Source organism: Streptomyces phaeofaciens (assembly GCF_014648915.1).
In the GTDB taxonomy this organism is placed as follows: domain Bacteria; phylum Actinomycetota; class Actinomycetes; order Streptomycetales; family Streptomycetaceae; genus Streptomyces; species Streptomyces phaeofaciens.
The window spans coordinates 20,102-46,097 of the sequence record NZ_BMSA01000008.1 but is presented as its reverse complement, the minus strand read 5'-3'; the positions used below and the strand labels follow the sequence as shown (position 1 = coordinate 46,097).

Here is a 25,996-nt window from a genome sequence, read left to right as displayed (position 1 = left end):
GTCAGGCGGCGTGGGCGGTGGCGGGGGCCAGGACGGCGAGGACCCGCAGCATCGGGCGGCCGGTGGTGAGGAGGGAGTCCGCGAGGGAGGCGAGGCGTTCGCGGGTGCCGGTGGGCGCGGCGGCACTGCCCGTCAGTGTCGGCTGCTCCCAGGAGCCCAGGCGGGTCTTGTACTCCTCGATGGGGGCCCTGAGCGGTTCGTTCCACGCGGCGCGGTGCCGTTCCAGGAACGCCTCCGCGGTGTCCAGGACGCCGGGGATCGCCTCGGCGAGGCGGGCCGGGTCGTGGGCGAGGCCCGGGTTCGCCATCGTCGGGCCGACCTGGGCGCGGTGCAGCACCGCCACCATGTCGTCGTCGACCTCGCCGTCGGTGGTGACCGCCATCCACTTGACGACGGTCGGGCGGCCGAGCGCGTTGGAGTAGATGCCCTGGACGAGGTACGTGGGCTGCGGCACGTCGGCGGTCAGCACCGGGGCCTCCTGGCGGTCCAGGCGGACCAGGACCTTGTCGGTGAGCCACTCCATGACCGGGTGCAGGTCGGTCAGCAGGGAGATGTCGGGCCAGCTGGAGGTCGCCGAGGCGCGGGCGCGCGTCAGGCTGTGGTCGGCGAGCCGCCGGTTGAAGGTGACCTTCAGACGGTCGCGCAGGCCCTGCTCGCGGATGTAGTCCGGGGGCAGCGCCTTGAGGCGGTGTACCAGGTCGGAGGGCGGGACGAAGGAGAGCAAGCCGGTCTCCGGGTCGGTGGACAGGTCCAGCCGGTCGTGGGCGTCCGGGTAGACCTCGCGCAGCGCCTCGTCGAGGAACTCGCGGGCGGAGGCGAACAGCCGGGGCACGTGCGCCCGGGGTACTGCCCCGCTGCCGTCGCCGCCGCCCGCTTCGGTGGTGGCCGCGTCCTCCTCCGGTTCGTCGTTCACGGCGCCGAAGAAGTCGGCGAGGAAGTCGTCCACGCCGTCGTCGGTGTCGGAGGTGCGGTCGGCGTCCAGGGACTCGTCCACGGTGCGGCCCCGCAGCAGGTCCTGGATGAGGGACTTCTCCTCGGCCTCGGCCCGGTAGAGGCCGGAGACCGCCTCCGCCGTGCCCAGCGACTGGTGGGCCTGGGCCTCGCGCTCCAGCAGGCGCTCCGCGACGAGCGTGTCGTCCTTGGCGCCGTCGACGGAGCTGGTGAGGATCAGCGCCTTGAACTGCGGCTGGTGCGGCTGCCCGTAGCGGTCGATACGGCCGTTGCGCTGCTCGATGCGGATGAGCGACCAGGGCACGTCGTAGTGGACGAGCTGGTGGCACTGGCGGTGCAGGTTGACGCCCTCGGAGGCGACGTCGCCGGTGAACAGGATCCGTACGGGCGTGTCCGCGAGGCCGAAGTCCTCCACGCACTGCATCTGCTGCTCGTCCGACAGACCGCCGTGCATGACCCGGGCCGCCTCCTGGGCGGCCTTCCCCTTGAAGCCGAGGGCCCCCGGCACGGTCCGCGCCAGCCACTCCAGGGTCTGCACCCGCTCGGAGAAGACCACGACCCGCTTGTCGGACCTCGGTCCGACCCCGATCTCCCTCAACTGCTCCAGCAGGGCCCCGAACTTGCCCGAGTCCTCCTCCTCCATGCCCGACGCCAGCTCCAGCAGCCGGTGCAGGGCCGCGCGCTCGGCGGCCGTCGCCTCCGGGGCGTCCTTCTTCTCCAGCGTCTTGATGCGCGTGCTGACCGTGGCCTTCAGCGCCGTGTGGGAGGAGAGGAAGGACTTCAGCAGGGTGTAGGGGAACAGGGGGACGTCACTGACCGACTTCGAACCGTCGGACGGCAGCCAGACCGCGGCCAGTTCCTCGAAGACCTTCTCCTCGGCGGGCGTGGCCGTCACCCGGACCGAGCGGGAGGGGCCGCGGTCCGCCCACTGGCCCTTCATCTGCTCGCGCACCTCGGGACTGACCTTGGTGCGCCGGATGAACAGGTGCTTGATGTCCTCGGCGCGGTAGTGCTCGGGATCGCGGATCGCGGCCGGGTCGAGCAGGGAGATCAGCTCGGCGAAGGAGCGGGCGTCGCCGTTGTGCGGGGTCGCGGAGGCCAGCAGCAGGGCGTCGGTGTGCGGGGCCAGCGTGCGGGCCAGCTGGTTGCGCAGGGAGCCCTTGTTGATGAGGTTGTGCGACTCGTCGATGACGACCGCGTCCCAGGTGATCCGCTCCAGGTGGTGCTTGTACTGGTCGGTGTTCTTCAGGGTGTCGATGGAGACGATGACCCGCTTGAAGTACGTGAAGGGGTTGCGGCCCGCGGGGATCTCCCGCTGGATCCGCTCGATGCCCACCGAGTCCAGACGCACCAGCGGGATCGCGAACCGTGTCCACAGCTCGTGCTGGAACTGCTCCAGGACGTGCTGCGGGGTGACGACGAGGATGCGCTCGCCCCGGCCCCGGCGGATCAGCTCGGCGAGGGTGAGGCCGATCTCCAGGGTCTTGCCGAGACCGACGACGTCCGCGATGAGCACGCGGGGGCGCAGGTTGCGGCCCGACAGAGCGAGCTGCGCGGGACGCTGTTGATAGGGGAGCGAGTCCAGGAGGAAAGAATCCGCGAGCGCGAGGCCGCGCTCGGCCTGCGGCAGCGGGGTCTTGCGCAGGACCGCCTCCAGGAACAGGCGCGAGCGGCGGAAGTTCGGCGAGTCGTCGCGCACCAGACGGGTCTGCCGCGGGTCGAGCAGCTCGATCCGGTCCAGCCCGGTGAAGAACACCGCCTCCTGGTCGCGCACGAAGTCCGAGGCGCCGACGGCCTCGATCCGTGCGCCGTCGTGCTCCGTCCGCGTCGCGTTGCGGACCAGCCACACCTCGTCCCGTACGAGGATCTGGGCGCCCGGCGGGAACTGGGCGTCCTCGCCGCTCGTCGCGGGAGCGATGCTCAAGTCGGCGGTCACGCGGTTGCCTCCTGGGCGGTCGTGTCGGTGGGGTGGGTGTGTTCTGTCACGGGTCGTCCGGTGGCGTCACCGTCGAAGCGGCGGGACGCGCGGACGGGGGGAGTGGCCGTGCGGCCCGGTGCGGCAGGCCGGGTGCGGGTCTCAGAAGGGAGCGCTCGCCGCGTACGCGGTTCGGAGGCGTTCCGCGGTCCTGCGGGCCTGCGGGGAGTGCCGCGGCGTCTGCGTTCCTTGCCGGGGCCGCCCGGACGCCGTGGGCGGGCGGTTCGGCGCCGGCCGCTCGCGGCGGGGGCCGCCGGAGGGACCCTCCCCGGTGGGAGGCGTGGGGTCGGGCGAGTCCCGAACCGGCGGGTCGGTGAGATCGGGGACGGTCTCGACCACGGTGGGGGAGGGAGCCGGGGAAGGGGAAGCGGGCGGGGCCGGTACGTCCTGGGCGGCCGGGGCGGTGTCCGTGTCGCTCGCGGGTGCGGGCCGGGGGAGGGTGGGGGCGTCGGCGGCGGGCGCGGTCTTGTGACGTTGCCCAGCGGTGTGCGCGGTGAGCCTGCGACGCGCTTGGGCGATCTTCATGCCCTGGGCCTCGATCACCGAGCGGCACTGCTGCACCACATCGGTCAGCGAAGGCCGGTCCCCGGCGTCCTGGGCGAGCATGCCGGTCAGGAGCGGCAGCAGTTCGCCGGGTGTACCGGACAGGTCCGGGGCCGTACCGGGGTCGGTGACGAGGTGGAACACCATGTAAGGGGTCGCCGCCTCGTGCGGGTAGTGACCTGTCGCGGCGAAAAGGAGCAGCGCGCCCAGCGCGTATACGTCCACGGCCGCCGTCAGGGGCTTCACACCGGCGGCCTGCTCGGGAGCCATGCAGATCGGGGTGCCGACGACCTGGTGGGGAGCGGTGAGGGAGACGTGCGACTCGGTGAAGGCGGCCAGGCCGAAGTCGATGATCTTCGGGCCGTTCGGCCCGAGCAGGACGTTGGCGGGCTTGAGGTCGCGGTGGAGCAGGTCCTGCGTGTGCACGGCCGACAGTGCCTCGGCGAGGACCGCGCCGAGCGCGGCGGTGAGGACGGACGGGAGCGGTCCGTGCGTCTTGACGTGCCGGGCGAGGTCCGGGCCGTCCACGTACTCGGTGGCCAGCCAGGGTTGATCCGCCTCCGCGTCGGCTCCCAGGAACGCCGCGATGCGCGGGCCCCAGATGGTCTTGAGCACCTCGATCTCCTGCGCGAACCGTTGGCGGGACTCGAAGTCCACGACCGAGGGCTTGATCACCTTCACCGCGGCGGGTTCACCGCCGGGCGACTCTCCCAGGAAGACCTGGCCCATGCCTCCCTGGCCGATCCGGCCGAGGAGTTCGAAGTCGCCCAGTGAGGGCGGGTCCTCGGGGTTCAGGGGCGTCATCTGCACGTGTGTCCTCGAAATTCGGTCGTGGCGGGCGTCTGATCAGCCGCGATGCGCGCCTGGAGACACGGTAGTGGATGCACTCGTGGGCGGGGACGGGGATTGCGGAACGGAGATGTCAACCTCTCCGGGTGGAGAACTGGTGAAGAGTTCCGACCGGGCGTGGCGGGCGTGAGAGTGGTCCTGGCGACGATGCACCGCTTAGCGGGATGGGTGGCCGCTCGGCGGACGTGAGGTCGCCTCCCGCGACGGCAGCAACTGCCCCCCGGTCAGCCCTCCCGCCAGCAGCCGTGCCGTGTCCTCCGCCAGCCGTGTCGCCCGCCGGGCCTCCGCCCGGAGGTCGTGCACGTGCCGGAACGCCTCCCCGTACCGCCGCTGTTCCTCCAGCGGCAGCAGGGGCACGCGCAGCCGGCCCGGGCTGACGGTCAGAACCGTGCTGCCCGTCGACGCGCCCGCGATGTTCTCCTCCGAGCCCAGGAAGCCTGCGAGGAACCACGGGTCCAGGCGGGCCGGGTCGGGCCGGAAGAGGTGGACGTTGCCGAGCAGCGCCCCGGCGTCCTCCTCGCCCGCCACCCGTGCCATGGGGCCGTCGCCGCTCGCCACCGCCCGCACGAGGACGTCCCCGACGGCGATCACGGGTGCGGTGTCGTCGTGCGGCCCCGCCGGGGTTCCCGTGGGGCCCGACCCGGACGCGATGTCCCCGTTGGTGAGGACCGGCCGTGTCTCGGGCTTCCCGTCCTCGCCGGTTTCGCCCCTCGCGACCTGCGCGCGGGTCCGCACGGTCTCCGGCAAGGGGCGCAGCAGGGTGAGCGCCCCGCCGCGCATCAGGTCGGACGCCGTCGCCGTGCGCCACTCGCGGGGCGAGGCACCCGCGGCGCTCCAGGCCTCGTGGCCGGCTGTCCGCGTGAGGGACTTCGCGGCCCTGACGAGGTTCAGGCGGGTGGCGTCGACCTCCGCGGACAGTTCCGCCGGGTCGATCTCCGCCCGTGAGGCCCGTACGAGCCGTGCCGGGGTCAGGTCCACCATGTCGTCCAGCAGGTCCACGACACCCGCCGCATGTGCGACACCGGGCTCGCCCTCGAACGTGTCCGGGCTCTCCGTGAACGCCCGCCACGCACCCAGGGCCCGCGCGGTGATCCCCTCCCAGTCCAGGGTGGCGGACCGGCTCCCGCCCCGCGTGCGTGCGGGCACCGCCGTACCCTCGCGCCCCCCTGGCCCCTGCGCCTCCGCCGCCGTGTCCACGAACAGGACCGACTTGCGCTCCGGGCCGCCCGGCTCGGGCCGTTGCAGCACCCAGATCTGGAGGCCGACGTGGAGGGGGACCGCCGCGCCGGTCGGCAGGGCGATCACCGCGCGCAGGGCACCGCTGCGCACCAGCTCCGCCCGGATGCGGCGGCCCGACGCGCGGCCGGCCATGGCAGGCGGCAGGAGCAGCGCCGCATGACCGCCGGGCGTCAGGTGGGCGAGCGCGTGCTGCACCCACGCCAGCTCCGACTCCGCGCGCGGAGGCACGCCGTACGCCCAGCGGGGGTCGTAGACGAGCTCGTCGTGGCCCCAGTCGCGGACGCCGAACGGCGGGCTGCACAGCACAGCGTCGACGAGCAGACCGGGGAAGGCGTCCGCGCGGAGGCTGTCGGCGGCGCGGACGGTGACCGTCGCCTCCGGAGTCGTCAGCATCAGGCTCACCGCGCTGCGGCGGGCCTGCACGGGAAGCAGGTCCTGGCCGTACAGCTCGCGCGCTCCCCGGCGGGCGGCGGCCGCCAGGAGGGTGCCGCTGCCACAGGCCGGATCGAGGACACCGGCAGGGGAACCGGGGACGAGGCGGGCGACCAGGTCAGCGAGCGGTGCGGGAGTCGTGTACGCGCCGGACGCGGCACTGTCCTCCAGCTCCCGCTCCGCCAGCACGCCCAGCGCGGCCTGGCCCCCCTCGTCGCGTACACACGTGTACAGCGCCCGCAGCACCGCCGCGTCACCGGCCGCGAAACGCACCGCGTCCGCGGCCGGCACGGTGTCGGCAGCGGCGGTCGCCTCGCGCTGCGCGCGGGCGACGAGGTCCGCGTCCGGCAACCCCGTGGCCGCCGTCAGCTCCTCCGGTGGGAGGGCCGCCGCCGCCAGCACGAGGAGCAGCAGGTCCGATGTGCCGCTGGCGCCCTGACCATGCAGGCGCAGGGTCGTGCGCAGTTCCTCCGACGGGCTCGCCGCCGAGGTGTGGCCGCGTGAGGCGAGCCAGGCGCGTACCGACTCCAGGTCGTACAGCGGGCTGCTGTCCGTGCCCCCGGACGGCGCCGGGAAGTCGTCGTGCCGGCGACGCCAGTTGCTGACCGTGGCCCGCGTGACCCCCGCGATGCGGGAGATCTCGGCGGCGGTCACCTGGGCGGATGTCTGGGGCATGGCGGGTCGGGGCCTCTCGCTAGCGGACGTCAACAACCTACAGCACTCGTCAAGCCTGCAAGGCTGATTGACGATGCTTTCAGCTCTGTGCTTATCTGTGAATGCTTCCGCTGGGAAGCGGCGTCCGACGGGCCGATCGCCGGGCCATGCCGTCATGCCGCGCCGCTCCGGCGCACATCCACCGGTGCGCCGGGCGACACCGCCGCGAGCACCGTGCCGAGTCCGACCAGACCACTCCGGGGGGAGTTTCCGTGCGCCTCACCATGCCGACCGGCGTCATCGAGGGGACCCAGCTCACCGTCATGCCGTTCCGCGACGACGCCGTCGTGGGGACGATGTCCGTGCCCACGCTCGTCCAGCTCGTTCCGTCGCCGCGTGCCGAGGAGGACCCGAGGAAACTGAAGGCGGCCTCCGGGCTGGTGCGCCGCCATGCCGAGCTGCGGGCGACCGTGCAGCGGACTCTGAAGTCCTCGCAGAAGGGCAGGAACGTCGGGCCGTACGCCGAATACATCGCCGCCGGCCTCAAGGGCGAGCTGGGCGCCGCCTGGTCCACGCCGCCGATCACCCTCTGGCACGCCGGACCGCTCGCCGCGATCAGCGACGAACTCGTACCGGGCAGCGGCCTGCGCAGTCTCACCGTCGCGCCGGGCACGATGGTCGTCGCCATCGACGGCGAGACCCAGACCACCGCCTGGCACGACCTGTACGACGACCCCGAGCGGTACGGCCTGACGTACCCCGAGCTCTCCCGCGTGCGCGTCCCCTTCGAGCTGTACGTCGACATCACGGCGGCGGACGCACGGCAGATCTTCTACGACCGCAACGTCCAGGGCGTGACCGTCGCCAAGAACCTGGCCATGTCCATGGACCAGCGGGACTTCGGCACCCGGCTCGCGCACCTGGTCGCCGACTCGGTGAAGGTCGACCTCGACGGGCAGCGAGTACCGTTCGGCCGGCTGGTCAATTCCAGCAAGCGGCAGGTGTCGGCGGCCGACCGTGAAGTGGTCACCCTCTCCGCGCTGCGTGCCCTCGTCGTCAGCACCCTCTACGGCAGGAGGGGCCTCGCCCGCTCCGCCGAGCCGGTGCACGAGGACGAGCTGCCCGCCGGGGTGACGGCCGCGGAGGCCGAGGCCGTCGTCGTACCGCTGCTGGCGCGGCTGATCTCCGAGCGGTTCCCCGCCTTCGCCGCGCGCAGCGCCCTCACGGCGCCCGCCGTCCTCGCGGGCGTGGGCATCGCCGCCCACCACGCCATGCCGTGGAGCGAAGCCGCCTCCCGCATCGGCGCCGACGAGCTGGACCGCCTGCTCGACGGCATCCGCTGGGAGCGCGAGGCGGCCTACTGGGACGGTGTCGCCGCCAAGGCCGGCACCTCCGGCCGCCTCAACTTCAGCGGCGGCGTCAAGGACTCCGGCGGCCGCGTCGCCGACGCCGTCCTCTACCCGGCCACCGAGACCGGACGGAAGATCCGCGGCCTGAGGGTCTGAGCCGGCTGCCGCGCCGCCCGGGCGGCGCACCGAGAGGCGCGCCCGCTCAGGCGGGCAGCCCCGGCGACGAACGAACCCACCCACACCAACTCGCCGACCTGCCGCCCGGACCACCGGCCGGCCGGACGACACAGAAACGGAGCACTCCATGACCACCCCGAACCCCGCCACGCAGCCCGGTCCCGTTCCCCAGGGCGTCTGGGGCCCCACGCCGCCGGTTCCGCCCACCCCTGGCAAGCCGACGTCCCGCCGCAAGCAGCGGATCAAGTACGGCGCCACCGCGGTCGTCGCCCTGTTCGTCGGCGTCGGGATCGGCTCCGGCGGCGGCGAGCAGGCGGCCGGCGACACCACCGACGCGAAGGCCGGCCCCCGGCCGACGGTGACCGTCACCGCGACGGCGCCGGGCGAGGCGGCCCCCGCCCCCACGGTCACCGAAACCGTCACCGCCAAGCCCAAGAAGGCCGAACCGGCCGGCCCCGCGACCACCTTCTCGGGCGAGGGCGAGTACCTCGTCGGTGAGGACGTCAAGCCCGGGACGTACAAGACGGCCGGAGCCGAGGGCGAGTTCGGCTGCTACTGGGAGCGGGCCGAGGACGCCAGCGGTGAGTTCGGCTCGATCATCGCCAACAACAACCTGGAGGGGCCGGGGCGGGTGACGCTCAACCAGGGGGAGTACTTCAAGACCAACCGGTGCGAGGAGTGGAAGAGGGTCGGCTGACTCTCCGCGTTGCGTGAAGTGACGAACATCACAGCAACCAGAGGGGCGTCCGTGAAGTCGAAGAATGCGCGGACGCCCGTGGTCTTTTCCGGAAACGGCGCAGTACAACCGCAGGAGAAGGGCAGAACGGACAGCATGGCGAAGCGCGCACGTCGGGCGGATGTTGTTGCCATGGAACAGCGAGCCGTCGACCATGCCTACCGATGTCTGGAACACACCCGACGCGAGGCCGCCGAGCTCAAGGAGATGGCGGCCTCCGCCAGCGGCAAGGACGCCATCGACGCCAACCGTGCCTGGCAGCGGGAGCTGAAGAGCCTCGACCTCGGCAGGAACTCCCTTGTGTTCATGAGGGCCGACGTGGACGAAGGCGCCGGCACCGAGACGTTCTACATCGGCCGACGCGCGGTGTTCGACGCGGAACGCAATCCTGCTGTCGTCTCCTGGAGCGCCCCGGCCGCGGTCGCATGGCGACTGAGCAGTGAGCAGGAGCCGGGGGAAGTGCGCCTGCTGCGCCAGATCGTCTGCGACGAGCGCGTTGTCAGACGTTACTTCGACCTGCACGGTAATGACAGTGGCGTCGGCGGCGGGAGCGGACAACGGCCTCACAGCGTCCAAGAGCCCGATCGCTCGAACGAGTCCGAAACCCTGAGCAAGTCCGACACGCTCCACGAGTTCGCCCGGGCCGAAGACGTCCCGGGTCCGTCCACCGAACCCGAGTGGAGCGACCCGCTGCTCGACGAGCTCGACCGTGGGCGTGACGGTGCCATGCACGACATCGTCGAGACGATCCAGCGTGACCAGCTCCGGCTGGTGACCGAGCGGCCCGGCGGGGTGCTGATCGTCCAGGGCGGGCCCGGCACCGGCAAGACGGCCGTGGGTCTGCATCGGGTGAGCTGGCTCCTGGACAACCGGCACATGGCCGCCGACGACGTCCTGGTGCTCGGGCCCAGCCGCGACTTCCTGGAGTACGCGGCGAGTGCCCTCGTGGAACTGGGCAGCAACGGCGTGACCATGCTCGACCTGCCCGCGTTGTGGTCGGACGGCACCGCCAGCCGTGATCCCCACCACGTCGCCGTCCTCAAGGGCGACGCGCGGATGAGCCGTGTCCTGCGACGAGCCGTCGACAACTTCACCACCGTCACGGCCGAGCGGCTCGAAGCCCTCGTCGGTGGGCCGGTGTTCACCTTCGAGCTCCGGCGTCGGGAAGTCGAGGTGCCCGTCGCGGAACTCGCCGACATCGCGGCCGCCGCCCTCTCCGGTGACAGTCCCTACCAGGTACGTCGGGAGGGCTGCGTCCGACAGCTCGTACAGCACCTCACCGAGACGTACGTGGGCCTGCTGCCGGGCCCCGCCGACAGCGACTACTTCTCCGCCATCCGTCAACTGCGTCCCGTCACGCGCCTGATGCGGCGCATCGCCCCCGAGCTGTCGGCGCGCGACGTGCTGCGTCGTCTGTTTGGCGGCGCCGGCGCGCTGGCCGCCGCGGCGGACGGCGTCCTCAGCCCAGAAGAGCAGACGGTCCTCGTCGCTCATCGAGAGGGAACCGCACCTGCCCGGTCCGGGGCCGAGGAGAGTCTCGACGACAAGGTCTGCCTGGACGAGCTGGAGTTCCTGTTGTCCGGGCGGCCCGAGCGGACCTACGGGCATGTCGTGGTTGACGAGGCACAGGACCTCACGCCCATGCAGGCGAGGGCTCTCGCCCGCCGCTGCCCCAGCGGCTCCATGACCATCCTGGGGGACCTTGCCCAGGCGACCGGTCCCTTTTCCTATCAGGACTGGGAGGAACTCGGCACGACCCTCACCGGCCGGGGCAGCTGGCGGGTGGCCGAGCTGCTGACCGGCTTCCGGGTGCCCGGTGAGGTCATGGACTACGTGCGGCCCCTCGGCACACACTGCGCTCCCGGAGTCGGCCTGCCCGACTCCGTGCGGCGGACGGGTACTGCCGTGGTCGTCCTTGAGGGTGGCGACCCGGCACAGCGGGCCGCCGAGCACGCCGTCGCTCTCGCCTCGGGGCCGGACGGCGCCGCGGTCGGCCGTACGACCGCAGTGATCATCCCGCAGGCGGCGCGTTGGAAGGAAGCCGTGGCCGGAGCCGTCCCCGATCCGGGATCCGTGTCGGTGCTCACCGCCGGGGAGGCCAAGGGCCTGGAATTCGACCATGTCGTCGTGGTCGAACCCGCCGCGATCGCCGTGGACGGCGTGGCCGGACCGCGTTACCTGTACGTGGCGCTCACCCGATGCACCCAGTCCCTGACGGTGGTTCATCAGCAACCGCTGCCTGGGTGGATCGGCGGGCCGGGGAACCCGGTGCCCACCCCCAGGCAGTTCATGGCTCAAGTGGGCCGGCGGAAGAGCCCACACGGTGGATCCGGGCTGTGCACCCGCTATCGGGCGGACGGGACCCGGTGCGGGAACGAGACACGGCAGCCGGACGGCTGGTGCCGGAATCCGGGCTGTGCCGGGTTCCGCACCGCGGAGCCCGCCTCCTTGGGCGGGAGCGGCTACTTCGGATTCCCCAGGGAAGGGGTGACCGAGGCCCGGCTGGAACTGTCGCCCGAGCGCATTTCCGACATCCGCATCACGTCGGCCGCCTGCGGTGCCTTCGTGGTCCGGCATCGGGGCAACCTCGGTGAAGCCGCGGTCGAACTCCACGCGATGCTGGCCCCCTTCCTGTCCGAGGGCCGCCACCTCCGCACCGGCGGCGGGTGGCTCCTGGACCTGGAGGGCTACCGCCTCGTGCTGGACGCCGACGCACGCGCTGTGACCGCGTACCTCACGGCTCATCCCGAGCGCAGCTACGCGCAGGTAGCCGCGGGAGTGCCCTCTCGGGTCGGACATCAAGCGCGTGGCGCACGGAGGTCCGCACTCACCGCGCCGGAGCCCGAGGCCGGTCCCGGCCTGGCCGACAACACCGCGGTGCGCGCACTGAGCGTCCCGGACCTGTACGTCACCGTGGGGGCCGGCGTCACGTTCGAGCGTCTCGCCCAGTGCTCGCAGCTGCCCGACCAGGAGTTCGTCCGGCGGCTGCGGGAGGACCTCGAGTCCGACCTGGTGACGGGCCGCATCGAGTGGGTGGGGGAACGCCTGGTCGTCGAGGGGGAGCACGGCCAGTGGTGGCTGCGGTCCGACGGCCGGGTGCTGACGACGGTCCGCAGACCCGGCACCGAGATCTACCGGGGCTTCACCACATCACAGACCGACGAACCCGAACCTGAGGGCGAGCCGGTACGCGAAGGTGAGCCCCCACATGAAAGGGACGACATGCCGACGACCAGTGATGACGGCGATTCCAAGAGCGCCGTCACGGCTGCGACGGGCGAACCGGGCCTGGCCGGCACGGTCGCCGCACGCGAGCGGAGGGCTCGTTCGCACCGTGCCCACGAAAGCCTGCGACACCGACTGCTTGCCGACCTCTACGACGGATTCGACGAGGTGGGCGACAGCGCATACGTCGACGCCTGGACGCACGGCCCCGACGGCATCACGCTCTTCGACGTGCTGGGCGAGGGCGCCCCGGAGTACGAGCGGATCCGTGAGGCTGCCCTGCACCTGCTGGAGGCTTCCTGCCTCCATCCCCAGGGGCCCGCCGAGTACCTGGTGGTCGTACTCCCCGAGCAGCCGGGGCAGTCCTGGGCTGCAGAGGCCGCCGACCGGGCGTTCAGCGTCGGACTGGCCTGGCGGGACGGCTCGCAGTGGGCGGGGCCCGCCGCGTCGCACATCCTGCCCGAGAGCCCGGACGAGGGCGGCTCGCTCTGACACCGGGCACGACGCGGCGGGTACGGACCGGGCAACGCGCCGGAGTGCGGCGGAACGGGGTCCGGGTGAGTGAGATGAGCACCCATGGTGAATGAGGAAAGGCCCGGTCCGGGCATCGGGCTGGACGCATCCATGTCCCGAGCGGAGATGGTCGAGGCATGGCGCGAGCGGCGCCGGGCCCGCCGACCGGGGCCGGAGGCCGATGAACCGCAGGCGGCGGGCCCGGACGGATTCGCGTTGCGCAGATGGCGCAAGGCCGGCGTCTTCGGTGCCGACGCGATGCGGAGCGTGGAACGGCTCCTGACCGCCCTGCTGGACGCCCGGTTCGCCGGATCCGCGCCCGACTGGGCGCGGCAGGTGCTGGACCAGTGCCTTGGTGGTGACCCGATCGCGCAGTTGCCGTCCGCGGTACGGGCCGTGCTCGAACACCGCGAGCCCGATGACGTCGTGACCGCCATGACGGTCGTCCACGAGGCCGGTCTGCCGTGGCTGACCCCGGAAGGCCAGATTCGGCTCGAACACCTCATGAACCCCGAACCGACCGAGGTGCCACGGGAGCTCCGCCCCACCCTCTCGGAGGATGTGTCGGGCGCCTTCGCCGTGCAGTACGCCCTTCGCCACGACACCCTCGCCCGGCTGTCGTCCGCCGTGCGCGACCAGTTGCTGCCCTGGGCGCCGGTCGGAGTCGTGGACGACCTCATCGACGCGGGCGTGATCACGAGCGAGGACGAACCCTGGGACGTACGGTCCGACGCACGTGATCAGGACTATCTGCGGGCCCGGCTCGCCCCGGAGCAGGTGGATCAGGCAACGGCAGAGGCCATCGGGTGGGAGGAGTACCTGCGGCGCCGGCGCTTCCTCGACGGCGAAGACCTCGACAGCGTGAACGCGGAGAGGACATACCTCGAGGGCGAGTACGGAGACGACACGGAAGAAGACCTCTACGACCTGCTCCAGCGGGCCGCCGAAGGGGACACAAGCGCCGTCAAAGGGCTGGAGTACGCCCTGCCCCGCTCCCTCGTGTTGAGACTACGTCACGTCCGGGACGGAGCACTCACCGGGAACTGGCCGGAGAACATCCTGGCCGATCGCGGGCTGTGGCGGCTGATGTCGGTCCTGTGGGAGCCGAAGGCCGCCGTCAGCCCCCGGCGCAGCGCCTTCCACGCGCTGGCGGCATTGCGGCATGCCTACGACTCCCTCTGCGCGAGCGATCTCAAGAGGGCGCGAGCGCAGGTGGAGCTCCTCGTGGAGCACGAGCAGGGGGAGCCGCGGCACAACGCCGAGGCCTGGAACATGTCCGCCTACCTGGCGCTCCTCGACGAGAACCTGGACGGGGCGCTCGTAGCCATCGACCGCATCGAAGAGAACCACCCTCGGGCGGAGCACAATCGAGACCTGCTCGAGAGACGCCGAACGCGGGCACGGAACGACCGGCCTCATCCGTCCAACCCGTATCTCGAACTCGGACTGCCCCATCAGTCACCGGTCTGGAAACAGCGGTACCGCGATCTCCGCCGAGAGTTCGTGGACGACCGCGAGGAGGCCGCCCGACTGAACCGTGCCATGCGCCGCATTCACCAGGCCGAGCAGCACGAGGACTGGTCGGACCTCTTCGTTCTGCCCCTGGACGCCGAGGTGTTCCGCCTTCCCGACGACCCGCCCGTCACGCTCGTGCCGCCGGTCGAGCCACTGCCGCGGCGCACGGTGCCCCGCAACCCCGCCGACGTGGACGCCGTACGGCGCCGCGCTTTGGCCGATCTCCTCCCGACCATTCTCAACGCGCCCCGGCGCCCCGACCACCAGCACAGGATCACCAGTGAGTAAGCCCAAGAAGTGGATTAATCAGTTCGACTCGCAAAAGGGCCGCCAACGGGGTGAGAGGGGCAGGTCGATCGATCCCGAACTGCTCACCTACCGGCCGGACGAACTACTCAACCCTGCGGACCTACTGAAGCGCTTCACGGCGGCTGCACAGGGTCTTCTCGAAGGCATTACTGCGCAGGACAGGCCCCAACAGAGCGAAATCGTGGCTGCCCTCAGGCAAGGCGTACTCGAAGCGTTCCGAACGCGAGAGGAACACTTGGCACGGCTTGTGGAGTGTGACCTCGAGGCACGAGGGTCGGGTAGTCGGATGAGCACACTCAAGTGGCAGGTGTCAGTACGCAAAGCGCTACTAGGGCTCGGCGTCCGAGTCGTCGAGTCTCCCGACGAACGCGAGCACTTCGTCGTCGTGGAGGGCGAAGGCGAGGGATTCGAGGTCGTGCGGCCCGCCTACGTCGACCAGGCGACCGGGAAGTTGATTCTGTCGGGGCAGTTGCGCCGCGTGTTCCGCCCAGGCGCGCAGCCCGATGCCGGGAACGGGTCGCCGACCGCTGCCACGAGGGAGGACTAGCCGTGACGGCGACCGGAATCGATTTCGGCACCACCAACTCCGTCGTGGCGCAGTGGCAGGGCGACGATGTCGAGGTGCTGCCGCTCGACGCCCACCACCTCGACGCCGACTGGCGCCGGCCCGGCTTCGAGTTCCTCTTCCCGTCGGTCGTCGGCATGAGCTCGCTGCGCAGCGGCCCTCTCTTCGGATGGGAGGCGAAGCTGCGGTCGGAGGAGGCCGCCGAGGCATGCAAGCGGCTTCTCAAGAGCGACGAGTACGTGAACATCCAGGGCCGGCGGTTCGCCGCGACGACCGTGGCCGCAGGCGTGTTCACCGCCATGCGGGACGGCGCGCGGCACAACCTCACCGAGATCGACCGGGCCGTCATCACCGTGCCCGCGAACGCCACCGGCGCGGCCCGCTACCGCACACGGGCGGCCGCCCGGTTCGCCGGCATCGACGTGCAGGCGCTCCTCAACGAACCCACCGCCGCAGCCATCTCGTACGTGCATGATATGCGCGAGGACGCGCAGATCCTGGTGTTCGACTGGGGCGGCGGAACCATCGATGTCACGGTTCTCGACTACGAGGACGGCTTCTTCGAGGAGCGCGCCTCGCGCGGTGTGACGGAACTCGGCGGGCTCGAGATCGACCGCCGGCTGAGGAGGCTCGTCCTGGACCGGGCACCGGTACGGCGGGAGTGGGCTCCCGCCCAGGAGCGTCAGTTCCGGCTCGACATCGAGCGGAGCAAGATCCTTCTGTCCTCTCAGCCATCCGTGCGGATCAGGACGCCGGACGACAAGGAGGTGGAGATCTTCCAGGCGGAACTGGAGGAGGCGATCACCGATCTCGTCGACCGTGCCCTGGCGCCCGTCGAGGAGTGCCTGCGAGATCTCCACATGGCGCCACTCGACGTGGACGACGTCCTGATGATCGGTGGTACCAGCCAGATCCCGAGCGTACGGGCGGCGGTCGCCGAGGCCTTGCAGATGGAGCCCGTGCCGACCCAGCTGTGCGATCCGATGACAGCTGTGGCCCGTGGCGCCTCCATCGCGGCCGCCGTGCTGGCGAAGGAGACGCCGGGCGTCATCCAGGTGGCCAACAGCCACGCGCTGGGTACCGTCGTCAAGACGGCGGAAGGGCGCCGGAAGTTCAGCGAGATCATCCCGCGGAACTCGCCGCTGCCGTGGAGCGAACGCAAGAGCTACACGCCCAAGCGCGACCACGAGCGCAAGCTCACGGTGGAGATCTGGGAGGGAGACCCCGACAAGGAGCTCTCCGACTCCGACAATGTCCAGCTCACCGAGTTGACCCTGAACTACACCACACCCCGGGTACGGGAGGAGTCCCGCTTCGACCTGGAGTACACGTACGACTCCGACGGTCTGCTGCATGTGAAGGCCACCCTGGAGCACACGGGCGAGGTCGTCGTGGACGAGGAGGTGAAGAGCTTCGGCTCCGGTGGGGCAACTCCTGAAGTGCGCAAGGAGCTCGACGACCTGCTGGCGGCGAACCCCGCCTCTTCCCCGCTCCTGCCCGGCAACGCCGGTGAAAGGGGGACGCGTCCCGCAGCGGCGCGCTCCCGGGACGGCGGCCCGGAGCCGGCCGGTGATGTTCACACCCTGGTGGTCGACGGCTCGAACCTCGCCTGGATCGGCCATTCACCGAGCCGGCCCGGCGTGTACGAGGAAGGCGACCGGCCGAGCTTCGCCCAACTCGAGGGGGCTCGCGCGGCGCTCGCCAAGAAGTATCCGGGGGCGGACATCCACGTGGTCGTGGACGCGACCTTCCGGCACAAGGTTGCCGAGGAGGAGAAGGCGGCGGTGGTCGCCGCGCTGAGCAAGGGAGAGATTCTCCAACCTCCGGCAGGCACGGAGGGCAAGGGTGACGCCTTGGTAATGGCCATCGCGGACGAATCGGACGCTCTTGTCGTGACCAACGACAACTACGCCGAGTTGCAGAGCCGCCATCCCTGGCTGAGAGAAAGCGGGCGTGTCCTTGGAGCCACTTACACCAAGGGGGTGTGGATCTTCACTCCACGCACCTGCGTGGCACCCGGTGGGAGGCGCTGAGTGCCACTCAGGTGACTGCTCCTTGCCGAGCGGTGCCCGAACAGGCTGTCAGCAGTCCCGCAGCTCCGCCGACTGGTTCAGCACCTGTGCCCGCAGCGAGGTGAAGCGGGCGTAGGTCTCCCCGTCCCGTGACGCCGGGCGGAAGGCGGCGACCCGGTGGCAGTTCTGGAAGGCCAGGGCGATGCCGAAGTGGCGTTCCAGACTGCCCCGGATGGCGTCGCTCGCCAGCGCCCGCAGCAACTGCCCGCGCTCCTGCTCGGAGGGCGGAGGCGTCTGGTTGTCGGCGAACTCGGTGATTCCGGCGTGCAGTCGGGTGGCGAGGGTTTCGATCAGGTCGTAGGCGTACGGGAGGGACGTGCGGACCGTGTCCACGAAGTCCGCCTCGCGGATGTCACCGGTTTCGGCCTCGGCGAGGAGCTTCGGGGAGACGTCGAGAGACATGGATGTCCTGTTCTTGTGGAGAGGGAAGGGGAGGTGAGATCACGTCAGTGACGCCGGTCCCGGTACGAAGTCCGGGTCCACCTGGGTGGCCAGGTCCTGGCCGGTCGCCGTGTTCGCCCAGGCGCGGGCGTTGCGGAGATGGAACTCGACGGCGTGGCGGTGCAGTGCGGGCCAGTCCCTGACCCGGGCGTCGACGGTCTCGCGCAGCACGGTGAGGGCATGGTGGTTGGCCGCTTCCAACGTGCCCTGGGGGTGGCCCTGTTCGGCCGAGCGGACCCAGGGGGAGTGGACGAGATGGGTGAGGAGGTCGTCGCCCACCTCCTCCTTGAGGAACAGCAGATCGTCCTCGCCGGTCACCTTGTTGCCGACCACGGCGAGCGGGATGCCGAACTCGCGGGCGTGGTCGCGGTACTGGCGGTAGACGGAGACGCCCTTGCGGGTGGGTTCGGCCACCAGGAACGTCATGTCGAAGCGGGTGAACAGCCCGGAGGCGAAGGCGTCGGCGCCGGCGGTCATGTCGACGACGACGTACTCGGCGGGGCCGTCCACCAGGTGTCCGAGGTAGAGCTCGACGGCGCCGAGCTTGGAGTGGTAGCAGGCCACCCCCAGGTCGCTCTCGTCGAACGCGCCGGTGACCATCAGCGGTACGCCGCCCACCGGCTGGACGTGGCGGGTGTGCAGCTCGTCGTCGCCGAGCGGGCGCAGGAGGCGTGAGCCCCGGCCCGGCGGGGTGGTCTTGGTCATCGCCTCGCGGGAGGCGATCCGCGGGTTGGTGCCGCGCAGCAGATCCTTGATCTCGCCCAGGTGCGCGGCGAGCGGCGGGGCGGTGAAGGGTCCGGTGGCGGGGTCGAGGGCCTCGGCCAGGTGCTGGTTGATGTCGCCGTCCACGGCCAGCACGGGAGCGCCGTCGGCGGTCAGTCTGCGGCAGAACAGCGCCGACAGGGTGGTCTTGCCGCTGCCGCCCTTGCCGACGAACGCGATGCGCATCTATCGGCCCGCCCTGCGGGCGGCCTGGCAGCCGACCTTGTTGAAAATGAATGTCATGTGGCAAGGTTTAGGGCGAGGTCATGATCGCTGTCAAGTCGAACGGGGGTGAAGGGGTGGGGTGGTGGCGGGCGACGATCAAGTGGTTGAGTGTTAATGCATATGATGTGCAAGTGCATGAATATCGCGTAAGGTCCGCGGGGCCAGAGGACCTCGACGGCGCCCGCGCCGTCATGCTCGACACCGTCTACCGCGACTTCGGTACCGGGTACGTGCCGCACTGGCACCGCGACATCATCGACTTGGCCGCCGCCTACCTCACGCCGGTCCGGCACACGCTGCTGGTCGCGCTCGACGGGGCCCGCGGTGAGGTGGTCGCCACGGCCGCACTGGACTCCCGCGGTCCCGCACACCCGCCCAACCCCCGCCGGATCGCCGAGCGTTTCCCCTCCGGGGTGAGCGCCCAGCTGCGGCGGGTCTACGTCCGGCCCGAGCACCGCAGGCGCGGGCTGGCCCGCCGGATGGTCGCCGACCTGCTCGCGTTCGCGGCGGCGGACGGCGGCTACCGCTCCGTCTACCTGCACACCGACCCGGCCGTGGAAGGAGCCGAGGGCCTCTGGCGCTCGCTCGGCGAGGTCGTGCACGACGAACGCGCGGACCCCGGCGGCGGCCAGGGCATCGTCCACTTCGCAATCCCCTTCCACGCCGTCACCCCCTCTCCTTCCCCGACCCCCGACTCCACTCCGTCCCCCATTCCCTAGGCCGGTCCCCCATGCGCACTCCCCGCCGCCCACGGCTTCTCGCCGCCCTCCTGCTCACCCCGCTGCTCGCCGGCTGCTTCGCCTCCGGCGGCGACAGCGGTGAGCGCGCGGACGGCAAGGCCGGCTCCCGACTGCGGGTCGCCCTCGCCTTCCCGCCCGCCGAGCGACTCTCCCCGTACGGCGCCGACGCCACGATCCTCAGTCGGCTCGGCGTCACCGAGGGGCTGACGGCCCTCGACGGCAACGGCGCGGCCGCGCCCGCACTCGCCGCGTCCTGGCGGCGGGAGGACGACCGCACCTGGCTGTTCACCCTGCGAGAGGCGGCCTTCCAGGACGGCACGGACGTCACGCCGGCCGCCGTCGTCACCGCCCTCACCCGGGCCACCGAGGCCGAACCCGCCCCCGCCGCCCTCACCGGCGTCACCCTGACGGCCGAGGCGGAGGGCGGCTCGGGCGTACGGGTCACCACCGCCGAACCCGACCCGGTTCTGCCGCTGCGCCTGTCCAGCCCGAGCCTGGCGATCCTCTCGTCGAAGGCGTACGCGAAGAAGGACGCCGTCGACCCGGTCGGCACCGCCACCGGCCCCTTCGAACTGACCAAGGTCACCGGCACCACCTCCGCCGACCTCGACCGCTTCGACGACCACTGGGGCGGCCTCGCCCGGTCCGCCGGCATCGACGCGCGCTTCATCGCCGACGGCACCGCCCGCGCCAACGCCCTGCGCACCGGCCAGGTCGACCTCGCCGAGGCGATCCCCGTCGCCCAGGCAGCCACCCTCGACGCGGACACCCGCCGGGAGACCGCCACCACCCGCACCACGAGCCTGCTCCTCAACACGAAGTCGGGTGTCTTCGAGGACGCGTCCCTGCGTGCCGCCGCCCGCGCCGCCATCGACACCTCCGCCCTCGCCGAGGGCGTCTACGAGGGCCACGCCGACGCCGGAGCCGGCATCTACGGCCCCGCCGTCACCTGGGCCGGGAGCAAGCGGGTGGCCCCCGTCGGACGGGCGAAGGCCGGCAGGCCCGACGGTGCCTCGATCACCCTCGCCACCTACGACAACCGGCCCGAACTCCCGGAGGTCGCCCAGGTGCTGAAGCAGCAGCTGGAGAACGCCGGGTTCACCGTGAAGCTGGAGGTGCGCGAGTACGCGCGCCTGGAGAGCGACGCGCTGGCCGGAAAGTTCGACGCCTTCGTCGGCGCCCGCAACAGCCTCCTCGACACCGGCGACCCCGTCTCGCTCCTGGGCAGCGACTTCACCTGCGACGGCGGGTACAACCTCGCCCTGCTCTGCGACAAGGACGTCGACCGGGCCGTGGCCGAGGCACAGGCGGTCTCCGACACCGACGAGCGCCGGCGAGCCGCCCTGGCCGCCGAAGCGGTGATCCTCGGCACCGACGCCGTCGTCCCGCTGGTCCACCAGCGAGTCGTCACCGGCGTCGGCGCGAAGGTCGGCGGAGTGCTCCTCGACCCGTACGAGCGCACCCTCGTCGGCACCGGAACCCGGCGCTGACCATGGGCAGGAAGGCGGGCGCGCTGCTGTGGCGCGCCGGACTGGCCGCGCTGCTGGTCTGCGGGATCGGGCTGCTGCCCTGGCTCTCGCACACCGACCCGGCGCTGACCGTCCTCAAGGCGCGGTCCGCCGACCGCGACCCCACCCCCGAGGCGCTCGCCGCCGTCCGGGACGGACTCGGCCTGGACGACGGCCCGTTGCACCTGCTCGGGCAGTGGCTCGGCGGACTGCCCCGCGGGGACGCCGGCCGGTCGTGGATCTCCGGCGCCGAGGTCACGCCCGCCGTGCTCCAGGCGATGGGCGTCTCCTTGCTGCTGATGGCCGTGGCCCTCGTCGTCGCCCTCGGTACGGCCGTCGCCGTCTGCGCCCGCACCCTGTACCTCGGGGCGCACCGGCGTCTGGACGGACGGCCGTCCGGCGGCAGCGGATCCGCCGTGCTCGCCGCGCTGCCCGAGTTCCTCACCGCGTCCGTCCTCGCCACCGTCGTCGGGGTACAGCTCGGCTGGCTGCCCGCCCTCGGCTGGTACGGGCCGCAGTGGACCGTGCTGCCCGCGCTCGCCCTCGGCCTGCCCGCCGGCGCGGTGCTCGGCCGGCTCCTCGACGACCAACTGCCCGCCGCCTTCACCGAACCCTGGGCGCTGGCCGCCGCCGCGCGCGGGCTGCCCGGCCGGACGATCGCCCGCCAGGCACTGCGCCGCAGCGTGCCCGGACTCCTGCCCAACCTCGGGCTGTTCGTCGTCGGCCTGACCGGCGGGTCCGTCGCCGTGGAGCAGATCTTCGACATCCCCGGCCTCGGCCGCGGCACCCTCCAGGCCGCGCTCGCCCAGGACCTGCCCGTGCTCCAGGCCGGCACCCTCGCCCTCGTCCTGCTCGCCGCCGCCGCGACCGGCGCCGCCCGTCTCACCGCCCGCCTCCTCATCGGGCCCGCCCTGCGCGACGGCGCCCTGGCGAGCCTGCACCGCCCGGCCCCGCGCGGCCGCACGGTCCTCCCGCTCGTCCACGGCGCCCTGCTGCTCGCCGTCGTCGCCGCCGGACTGCCCCGGGACCCGCTCGCCCTCGACACCGCGGCCCGGCTGAAGGGCCCGTCGGCCGCCCACCCGTTCGGCACGGACGCGCTCGGCCGCGACATGCTCGCGAGAGTTGCCCACGGCGCCCTCGACACCCTCCTCCTCGCCCTCGCCATCACCGCGATCGCCCTCACCGCCGGGGTCCTGCTCGGGCTGGCGCCCCGGCTGTCGGGGCCGCTCGTCGACACCGTCAACGCGGTACCGCCCGTCCTCGCCGCCCTCCTCGTCGCCGCGCTCTGGGGCAGCGGGGCCGGCACACCCGTCCTCGCCGTGTCCGTCGTCGCCTGGGCACCGCTCGCCGCGCACACCTCGGCACTGCTGCGGCAGGAGCGGGCCACCGTCCACCTCACCGCCACCCGGGCGCTCGGCGCCGGCCCCTGGTACCTGCTGACCAGCGAACTGCTGCCCGCCGTCGGGCCGCCCGTCGCCCGCCACGCCCTCCTCCGCCTGCCCGGCATCGCCCTGGCCCTCGCCTCCCTCGGCTTCCTCGGCCTGGGCGCCCGGCCGCCGTCCCCCGAATGGGGCCTGCTGCTCGCCGAGAACCAGCCCTACGCCGAGCGTGCCCCCTGGGCCGTCCTCGCCCCCGCCGGCGTCCTCGCCCTGCTCGGCGCCCTCGCGGTCACCGCGGCCGACGGCCTGAGACGTCCCGGGCGCAGACCGGCACCGCGGCCGGCCGCCGCACCGGAGGCGGCACCGGTGGGCGCCCGATGACCACGCTCACCGCCCGCGGCGCCACCGAGTCCCGACTCCCGCCGCTGCTAAGGCTGCTGATCCTCACTCAACTCGCCTTCAACATCGGCTTCTTCGCCGTGCTGCCCTTCCTCGCCGAGCACCTGGGCGACACGATCGGCATGGCGGGCTGGCTCGTGGGGTTCGTGCTGGGGCTGCGCACCTTCAGCCAGCAGGGGCTGTTCGTGGTCGGCGGGGCACTGGCCGACCGGTACGGCATCCGGCCCGTCGTCCTCGCCGGATGCGCGCTGCGCATCGCCGGATTCGGCTGGCTCGGGTACGCCGATCAGGCCTGGGCGGTGATCGGCGCGGTGCTGCTCATCGGTTTCGCCGCCGCCCTGTTCTCACCCGCGGTCGAGTCCGAGGTGGCCCGTCAGGCCGTCGTACGGGAGGAGTCCGGCGACGGGTCGCGGACCCGGGTGCTGGCACTGTTCACGGTCGCCGGACAGGCCGGGGCGTTCGTCGGACCGCTGCTCGGCGCGCTGCTGCTGTCGGCCGACTTCCGGGCGGTCTGTCTGGCCGGAGCCGGGGTCTTCGTCCTGGTCCTCGCCGGGCACGCCCGGCTGCTTCCGCAGCGCATACCCGGGCGCGAGCGGGTCCGGGTCCGCGGCGGCCTCGGCCCGCTGCTGCGCAACCGCCGCTTCCTCGCCCTGTGCTGCGCGTACGGCGCGTATCTCCTCGCCTACAACCAGCTCTATCTCGCCCTGCCCGCCGAAGTGGAGCGCGCCACCGGCTCACAGGCCCCGCTGGCCTGGCTGTTCGCACTGTCCTCGCTGCTGGTGGTGACCGCCCAGCTTCCCGTCACCGGGCAGGTCGGTGCGCGTCTCAGCCTGCGCCGTTCCATGGCGGCCGGACTGGCGCTGATCGCCACCGGATTCGCCGTCGTGGCCGCCGCCCTGCCCGCCGGCCGCACCGGCACGGCCGCGCTGCTCCCCGCGGCCGGCTTCGTCGTGCTGCTCACCCTCGGCCAGATGCTCGTCGCGCCCGCCGCCCGCGCCTGGCTGCCGGACCTCGCCGCGGACGGCCGGCTCGGCCTCTACACCGGCGCCCTGTCCTCGGTCTCCGGCCTTGTCGTCCTGCTCGGCAGCGCGGCCACCGGCACCCTCCTCGACACCGGCCTGCCCGCGCCCGTGCCCTGGCTGCTGCTGGCCGCCGTACCGGCCGCCGCGATCGCCCTGCTGCCCCGGGACCCGGCTCGGGCATGACGGGGGAGCGGCGGCGCCGGCCGGCCCTCAGGACGCTCCGGACCTGCTCCGCCGGAGGACCCGGCACCCGTCCTGAAGCTCACCGGCGCGAACGCCGTCACGCCCCACCTCGGCACAGGCCGCGGCCGACTCCGGCGACTCCACCGCGCGCGGCCTCGGGATCGCCGGCCTCGTCACCGGCGTCCTCGTCACCGGACGTCCTCGGCCTCGCGGCCGCCGCCTTCGCCGTCGTACGGACGCGGTCGCCGCGGTCGTGGCGGCGCACGCGGAAGGGCCCGTACCGTCCGTTGACGGTGCGGGCCCTTTCCGTGAAGCGGCGTGGGTCAGACGAGTTCCAGCACGCGCTCCTGCGGGAGTGCCGCCGTGACCCGCGAGGTCCGCCACAGCCACAGCACGTCACGGCCGAACGACCAGAGCAGGGAGCCCAGGGCCAGCAGCGCGACGGCGAAGTTGCCCGCGTAGGGCAGCAGGCCGGCGCCCGCCACCAGCAGGCAGATGCCCTGGAGTGCGGCGACGGTCTTGCGGGCCATGCTCGGCGGGAGCGGGTTGTTCAGCCACGGGGCGACCTTGGCCGCCGCGACGAAGACGTAGCGCATACCGCCGATCAGCAGGACCCACGGGCCCAGTTCCATCGAGACGTACACGCTGAGCACCAGGATCAGGAACGCGTCGACCTCCATGTCGAAGCGGGCGCCGAGCGCCGTCGACGTGCCCGTGCGCCGGGCGACCTTGCCGTCGACGCCGTCCAGCAACAGGGCCACGGCGGTCAGGCCGACCAGCAGCGTCACCGGCGGTGTGCTCTCGAAGGAGTCGGCGACCAGTGCGGTCACCCCGCCGACCAGGGTGGCGCGGCCCAGCGTGACCCGGTTGGCCGGGCCGAAGGAGCGCAACTGCGAGCGGTGCAGAGCCCGGGAGAGCACCGCCCACAGGGCGACGGCGAAGACGAGGCCGGTGACCCAGCCCGCCGGCCCCATGCCGATCGCCGAACCGAGCAGGGCCAGCACCAGGATCTGTACGCCCGCTCCCACAGCGGTCTCCTGCTGGACCAGCCTTGCGTCGTAAGTGTTGTTCAGGGCCACCGCACATCCTCCGGCCAGGTGACAGAGTCGATCAAGGCCGCGTACTGTGCGCGACCTGTGCACACCTCGGTACGTGCACCGTCAGCGGAGCGTTCAGGAGGATGTCGATGAAGCGTGCGGCACGCGCGTTCTGGCTCGGCTCGCCGGGGCGGGGCGAGGTACGGGACGTCGTCCTGCCGGACCCGGCCGAGGACGAGGTCGTGGTCCGTTCGCTGTACTCCGGAGTGAGCCGCGGCACGGAGACGCTCGTCTTCCGCGGCGGGGTGCCCGAGAACCAGCACGCGGTGATGCGGGCGCCGTTCCAGGAAGGCGACTTCCCGGCGCCCGTGAAGTACGGCTACCTCAACGTCGGGCTGGTGGAGGAGGGCCCCGCGGACCTCGTCGGACGGACGGTCTTCTGTCTGTACCCGCACCAGACGCGGTACGTCGTGCCCGCCACCGCCGTGACCCCCGTACCGGACTCGGTGCCCGCCGCGCGGGCCGTTCTCGCCGGGACCGTGGAGACGGCCGTCAACGCGCTCTGGGACGCGCGGCCGCTGGTCGGCGACCGGATCGCGGTGGTCGGCGGCGGCATGGTCGGCTGCTCGGTGGCCGCGCTGCTGGCCCGCTTCCCGGGCGTACGGGTCCAGTTGGTGGACGCCGATCCGGCGCGCGCCGAGGTCGCCGAGGCACTCGGTGTCGGTTTCGCCTCCCCGGCGGACGCGCTCGGCGACTGCGACCTCGTCGTCCACGCCAGCGCGACCGAACAGGGCCTCACCCGCTCCCTGGAACTGCTGACCGCCGAGGGCACCGTCCTCGAACTGAGCTGGTACGGCGACCGGCAGGTGAGCCTGCCGCTCGGCGAGGCCTTCCACTCCCGCCGGCTGGTCATCCGCAGCAGCCAGGTCGGCACCGTCTCCCCGGCCCGCGCGAACCGCTCCTACGCCGACCGGCTTGCCCTGGCCCTGGAGCTGCTGGCCGACCCGGCGCTCGACGCCCTCGTCACCGGGGAAAGCGCCTTCGAGGAGCTGCCGGAGGTGATGCCGAGGCTCGCCTCGGGCGAGATTCCCGCGCTGTGTCACCGTGTCAGGTACAGCGCGAGCGCCTGACCTGAGAAAAGAGTGAGATCCGGCTGAACACGGGGCGGCGGAGAGCCGTACTACACGGCATCCCCC

Annotated in this window: 17 protein-coding genes; 11 read left to right on the top strand and 6 right to left on the bottom strand. The window is 72.2% G+C overall.

Annotated elements, in window-relative coordinates:
* Nucleotide 1: 1 nt before the first annotated feature.
* The 3 genes from IE275_RS15845 to IE275_RS15835 form a co-directional block, all read right to left on the bottom strand.
* Complete coding sequence (locus IE275_RS15845; RefSeq protein ID WP_189711930.1) at nucleotides 2-2,887, bottom strand: DEAD/DEAH box helicase; 2,886 nt, start codon at nucleotides 2,885-2,887, stop codon at nucleotides 2-4.
* Between the two features lie 141 nt (nucleotides 2,888-3,028).
* The gene (locus IE275_RS15840) at nucleotides 3,029-4,273 is read right to left on the bottom strand and encodes a serine/threonine-protein kinase (protein ID WP_229870258.1); all 1,245 of its coding nucleotides are present in this window, start codon (nucleotides 4,271-4,273) and stop codon (nucleotides 3,029-3,031) included.
* 201 nt (nucleotides 4,274-4,474) lie between these two features.
* Nucleotides 4,475-6,664, bottom strand: coding sequence for an N-6 DNA methylase (locus tag IE275_RS15835; protein ID WP_189711928.1), 2,190 nt, complete (start codon nucleotides 6,662-6,664; stop codon nucleotides 4,475-4,477).
* A 251-nt stretch (nucleotides 6,665-6,915) separates the two neighbouring features.
* On the opposite strand from IE275_RS15835, the gene IE275_RS15830 reads away from it, so the two are divergent.
* The 6 genes from IE275_RS15830 to IE275_RS15805 all read left to right on the top strand — a co-directional run bounded on the left by IE275_RS15830 (nucleotide 6,916) and on the right by IE275_RS15805 (nucleotide 17,065).
* Nucleotides 6,916-8,148 (top strand): ParB N-terminal domain-containing protein, encoded by a 1,233-nt coding sequence (locus IE275_RS15830; protein ID WP_189711927.1) that lies wholly within the window; start codon nucleotides 6,916-6,918, stop codon nucleotides 8,146-8,148.
* Between the two features lie 148 nt (nucleotides 8,149-8,296).
* Nucleotides 8,297-8,866 (top strand): Rv1352/Rv1906c domain-containing protein, encoded by a 570-nt coding sequence (locus IE275_RS15825; RefSeq protein WP_229870257.1) that lies wholly within the window; start codon nucleotides 8,297-8,299, stop codon nucleotides 8,864-8,866.
* 171 nt (nucleotides 8,867-9,037) lie between these two features.
* Nucleotides 9,038-12,622 (top strand): HelD family protein, encoded by a 3,585-nt coding sequence (locus IE275_RS46810; protein WP_189711926.1) that lies wholly within the window; start codon nucleotides 9,038-9,040, stop codon nucleotides 12,620-12,622.
* A 132-nt stretch (nucleotides 12,623-12,754) separates the two neighbouring features.
* The gene (locus IE275_RS15815; protein ID WP_189711925.1) at nucleotides 12,755-14,446 is read left to right on the top strand and encodes a hypothetical protein; all 1,692 of its coding nucleotides are present in this window, start codon (nucleotides 12,755-12,757) and stop codon (nucleotides 14,444-14,446) included.
* Nucleotides 14,439-15,014 carry a hypothetical protein gene (locus tag IE275_RS15810; RefSeq protein ID WP_189711924.1) on the top strand — a complete coding sequence of 192 codons (576 nt, stop codon included), beginning with the start codon at nucleotides 14,439-14,441 and terminating at the stop codon, nucleotides 15,012-15,014. Before IE275_RS15815 ends, IE275_RS15810 begins: the two co-directional genes overlap by 8 nt.
* A 2-nt stretch (nucleotides 15,015-15,016) precedes the next feature.
* Nucleotides 15,017-17,065, top strand: a complete 2,049-nt coding sequence (locus IE275_RS15805) for an Hsp70 family protein (RefSeq protein WP_189711923.1) — start codon at nucleotides 15,017-15,019, stop codon at nucleotides 17,063-17,065.
* Nucleotides 17,066-17,113: 48 nt separating this feature from the next.
* On the opposite strand, the gene IE275_RS15800 is transcribed toward IE275_RS15805, so the two are convergent.
* Both IE275_RS15800 and IE275_RS15795 read right to left on the bottom strand, forming a co-directional pair.
* A complete protein-coding gene (locus IE275_RS15800; protein ID WP_189711922.1) occupies nucleotides 17,114-17,506 on the bottom strand; it encodes an SCO5389 family protein in 393 nt (130 codons plus the stop codon).
* A 39-nt stretch (nucleotides 17,507-17,545) separates the two neighbouring features.
* Nucleotides 17,546-18,493, bottom strand: coding sequence for an ATP-binding protein (locus tag IE275_RS15795; protein ID WP_189711921.1), 948 nt, complete (start codon nucleotides 18,491-18,493; stop codon nucleotides 17,546-17,548).
* Nucleotides 18,494-18,663: 170 nt separating this feature from the next.
* On the opposite strand from IE275_RS15795, the gene IE275_RS15790 reads away from it, so the two are divergent.
* From IE275_RS15790 to IE275_RS15775, 4 genes are read left to right on the top strand one after another with little or no spacing between them, the layout of a single operon-like run.
* Nucleotides 18,664-19,251 (top strand): GNAT family N-acetyltransferase, encoded by a 588-nt coding sequence (locus IE275_RS15790; protein WP_189711920.1) that lies wholly within the window; start codon nucleotides 18,664-18,666, stop codon nucleotides 19,249-19,251.
* Between the two features lie 11 nt (nucleotides 19,252-19,262).
* Nucleotides 19,263-20,762: an ABC transporter substrate-binding protein gene (locus IE275_RS15785; protein WP_189711919.1), complete on the top strand. Its 1,500-nt coding sequence runs from the start codon at nucleotides 19,263-19,265 to the stop codon at nucleotides 20,760-20,762.
* A gap of 2 nt (nucleotides 20,763-20,764) precedes the next feature.
* Entirely contained in the window at nucleotides 20,765-22,540 is a 1,776-nt protein-coding gene (locus IE275_RS15780) for an ABC transporter permease subunit (RefSeq protein ID WP_189711918.1), read from the top strand.
* Nucleotides 22,537-23,763, top strand: coding sequence for an MDR family MFS transporter (locus IE275_RS15775; protein WP_189711917.1), 1,227 nt, complete (start codon nucleotides 22,537-22,539; stop codon nucleotides 23,761-23,763). Before IE275_RS15780 ends, IE275_RS15775 begins: the two co-directional genes overlap by 4 nt.
* A 323-nt stretch (nucleotides 23,764-24,086) precedes the next feature.
* Here IE275_RS15775 and IE275_RS15770 read toward each other — a convergent pair whose 3' ends face one another.
* On the bottom strand, nucleotides 24,087-24,842 hold the full coding sequence (locus tag IE275_RS15770) for a CDP-alcohol phosphatidyltransferase family protein (protein ID WP_189711916.1): 756 nt from the start codon (nucleotides 24,840-24,842) through the stop codon (nucleotides 24,087-24,089).
* A gap of 107 nt (nucleotides 24,843-24,949) precedes the next feature.
* Between IE275_RS15770 and IE275_RS15765 the strand changes: the two genes are divergently transcribed.
* The gene (locus IE275_RS15765; protein ID WP_189711915.1) at nucleotides 24,950-25,930 is read left to right on the top strand and encodes a zinc-dependent alcohol dehydrogenase; all 981 of its coding nucleotides are present in this window, start codon (nucleotides 24,950-24,952) and stop codon (nucleotides 25,928-25,930) included.
* Nucleotides 25,931-25,996 lie beyond the last annotated feature (66 nt).

Coding starts and splice junctions, on each gene's coding strand:
- IE275_RS15835 (WP_189711928.1), bottom strand. CDS start 6,664: ATGCCCCAGACATCCGCCCAGGTGACCGCCGCCGAGATCTCCCGCATC.
- IE275_RS15825 (WP_229870257.1), top strand. CDS start 8,297: ATGACCACCCCGAACCCCGCCACGCAGCCCGGTCCCGTTCCCCAGGGC.
- IE275_RS15775 (WP_189711917.1), top strand. CDS start 22,537: ATGACCACGCTCACCGCCCGCGGCGCCACCGAGTCCCGACTCCCGCCG.
- IE275_RS15780 (WP_189711918.1), top strand. CDS start 20,765: ATGGGCAGGAAGGCGGGCGCGCTGCTGTGGCGCGCCGGACTGGCCGCG.
- IE275_RS15795 (WP_189711921.1), bottom strand. CDS start 18,493: ATGCGCATCGCGTTCGTCGGCAAGGGCGGCAGCGGCAAGACCACCCTG.
- IE275_RS46810 (WP_189711926.1), top strand. CDS start 9,038: ATGGAACAGCGAGCCGTCGACCATGCCTACCGATGTCTGGAACACACC.
- IE275_RS15765 (WP_189711915.1), top strand. CDS start 24,950: ATGAAGCGTGCGGCACGCGCGTTCTGGCTCGGCTCGCCGGGGCGGGGC.
- IE275_RS15815 (WP_189711925.1), top strand. CDS start 12,755: ATGTCCCGAGCGGAGATGGTCGAGGCATGGCGCGAGCGGCGCCGGGCC.
- IE275_RS15840 (WP_229870258.1), bottom strand. CDS start 4,273: ATGACGCCCCTGAACCCCGAGGACCCGCCCTCACTGGGCGACTTCGAA.
- IE275_RS15785 (WP_189711919.1), top strand. CDS start 19,263: ATGCGCACTCCCCGCCGCCCACGGCTTCTCGCCGCCCTCCTGCTCACC.
- IE275_RS15800 (WP_189711922.1), bottom strand. CDS start 17,506: ATGTCTCTCGACGTCTCCCCGAAGCTCCTCGCCGAGGCCGAAACCGGT.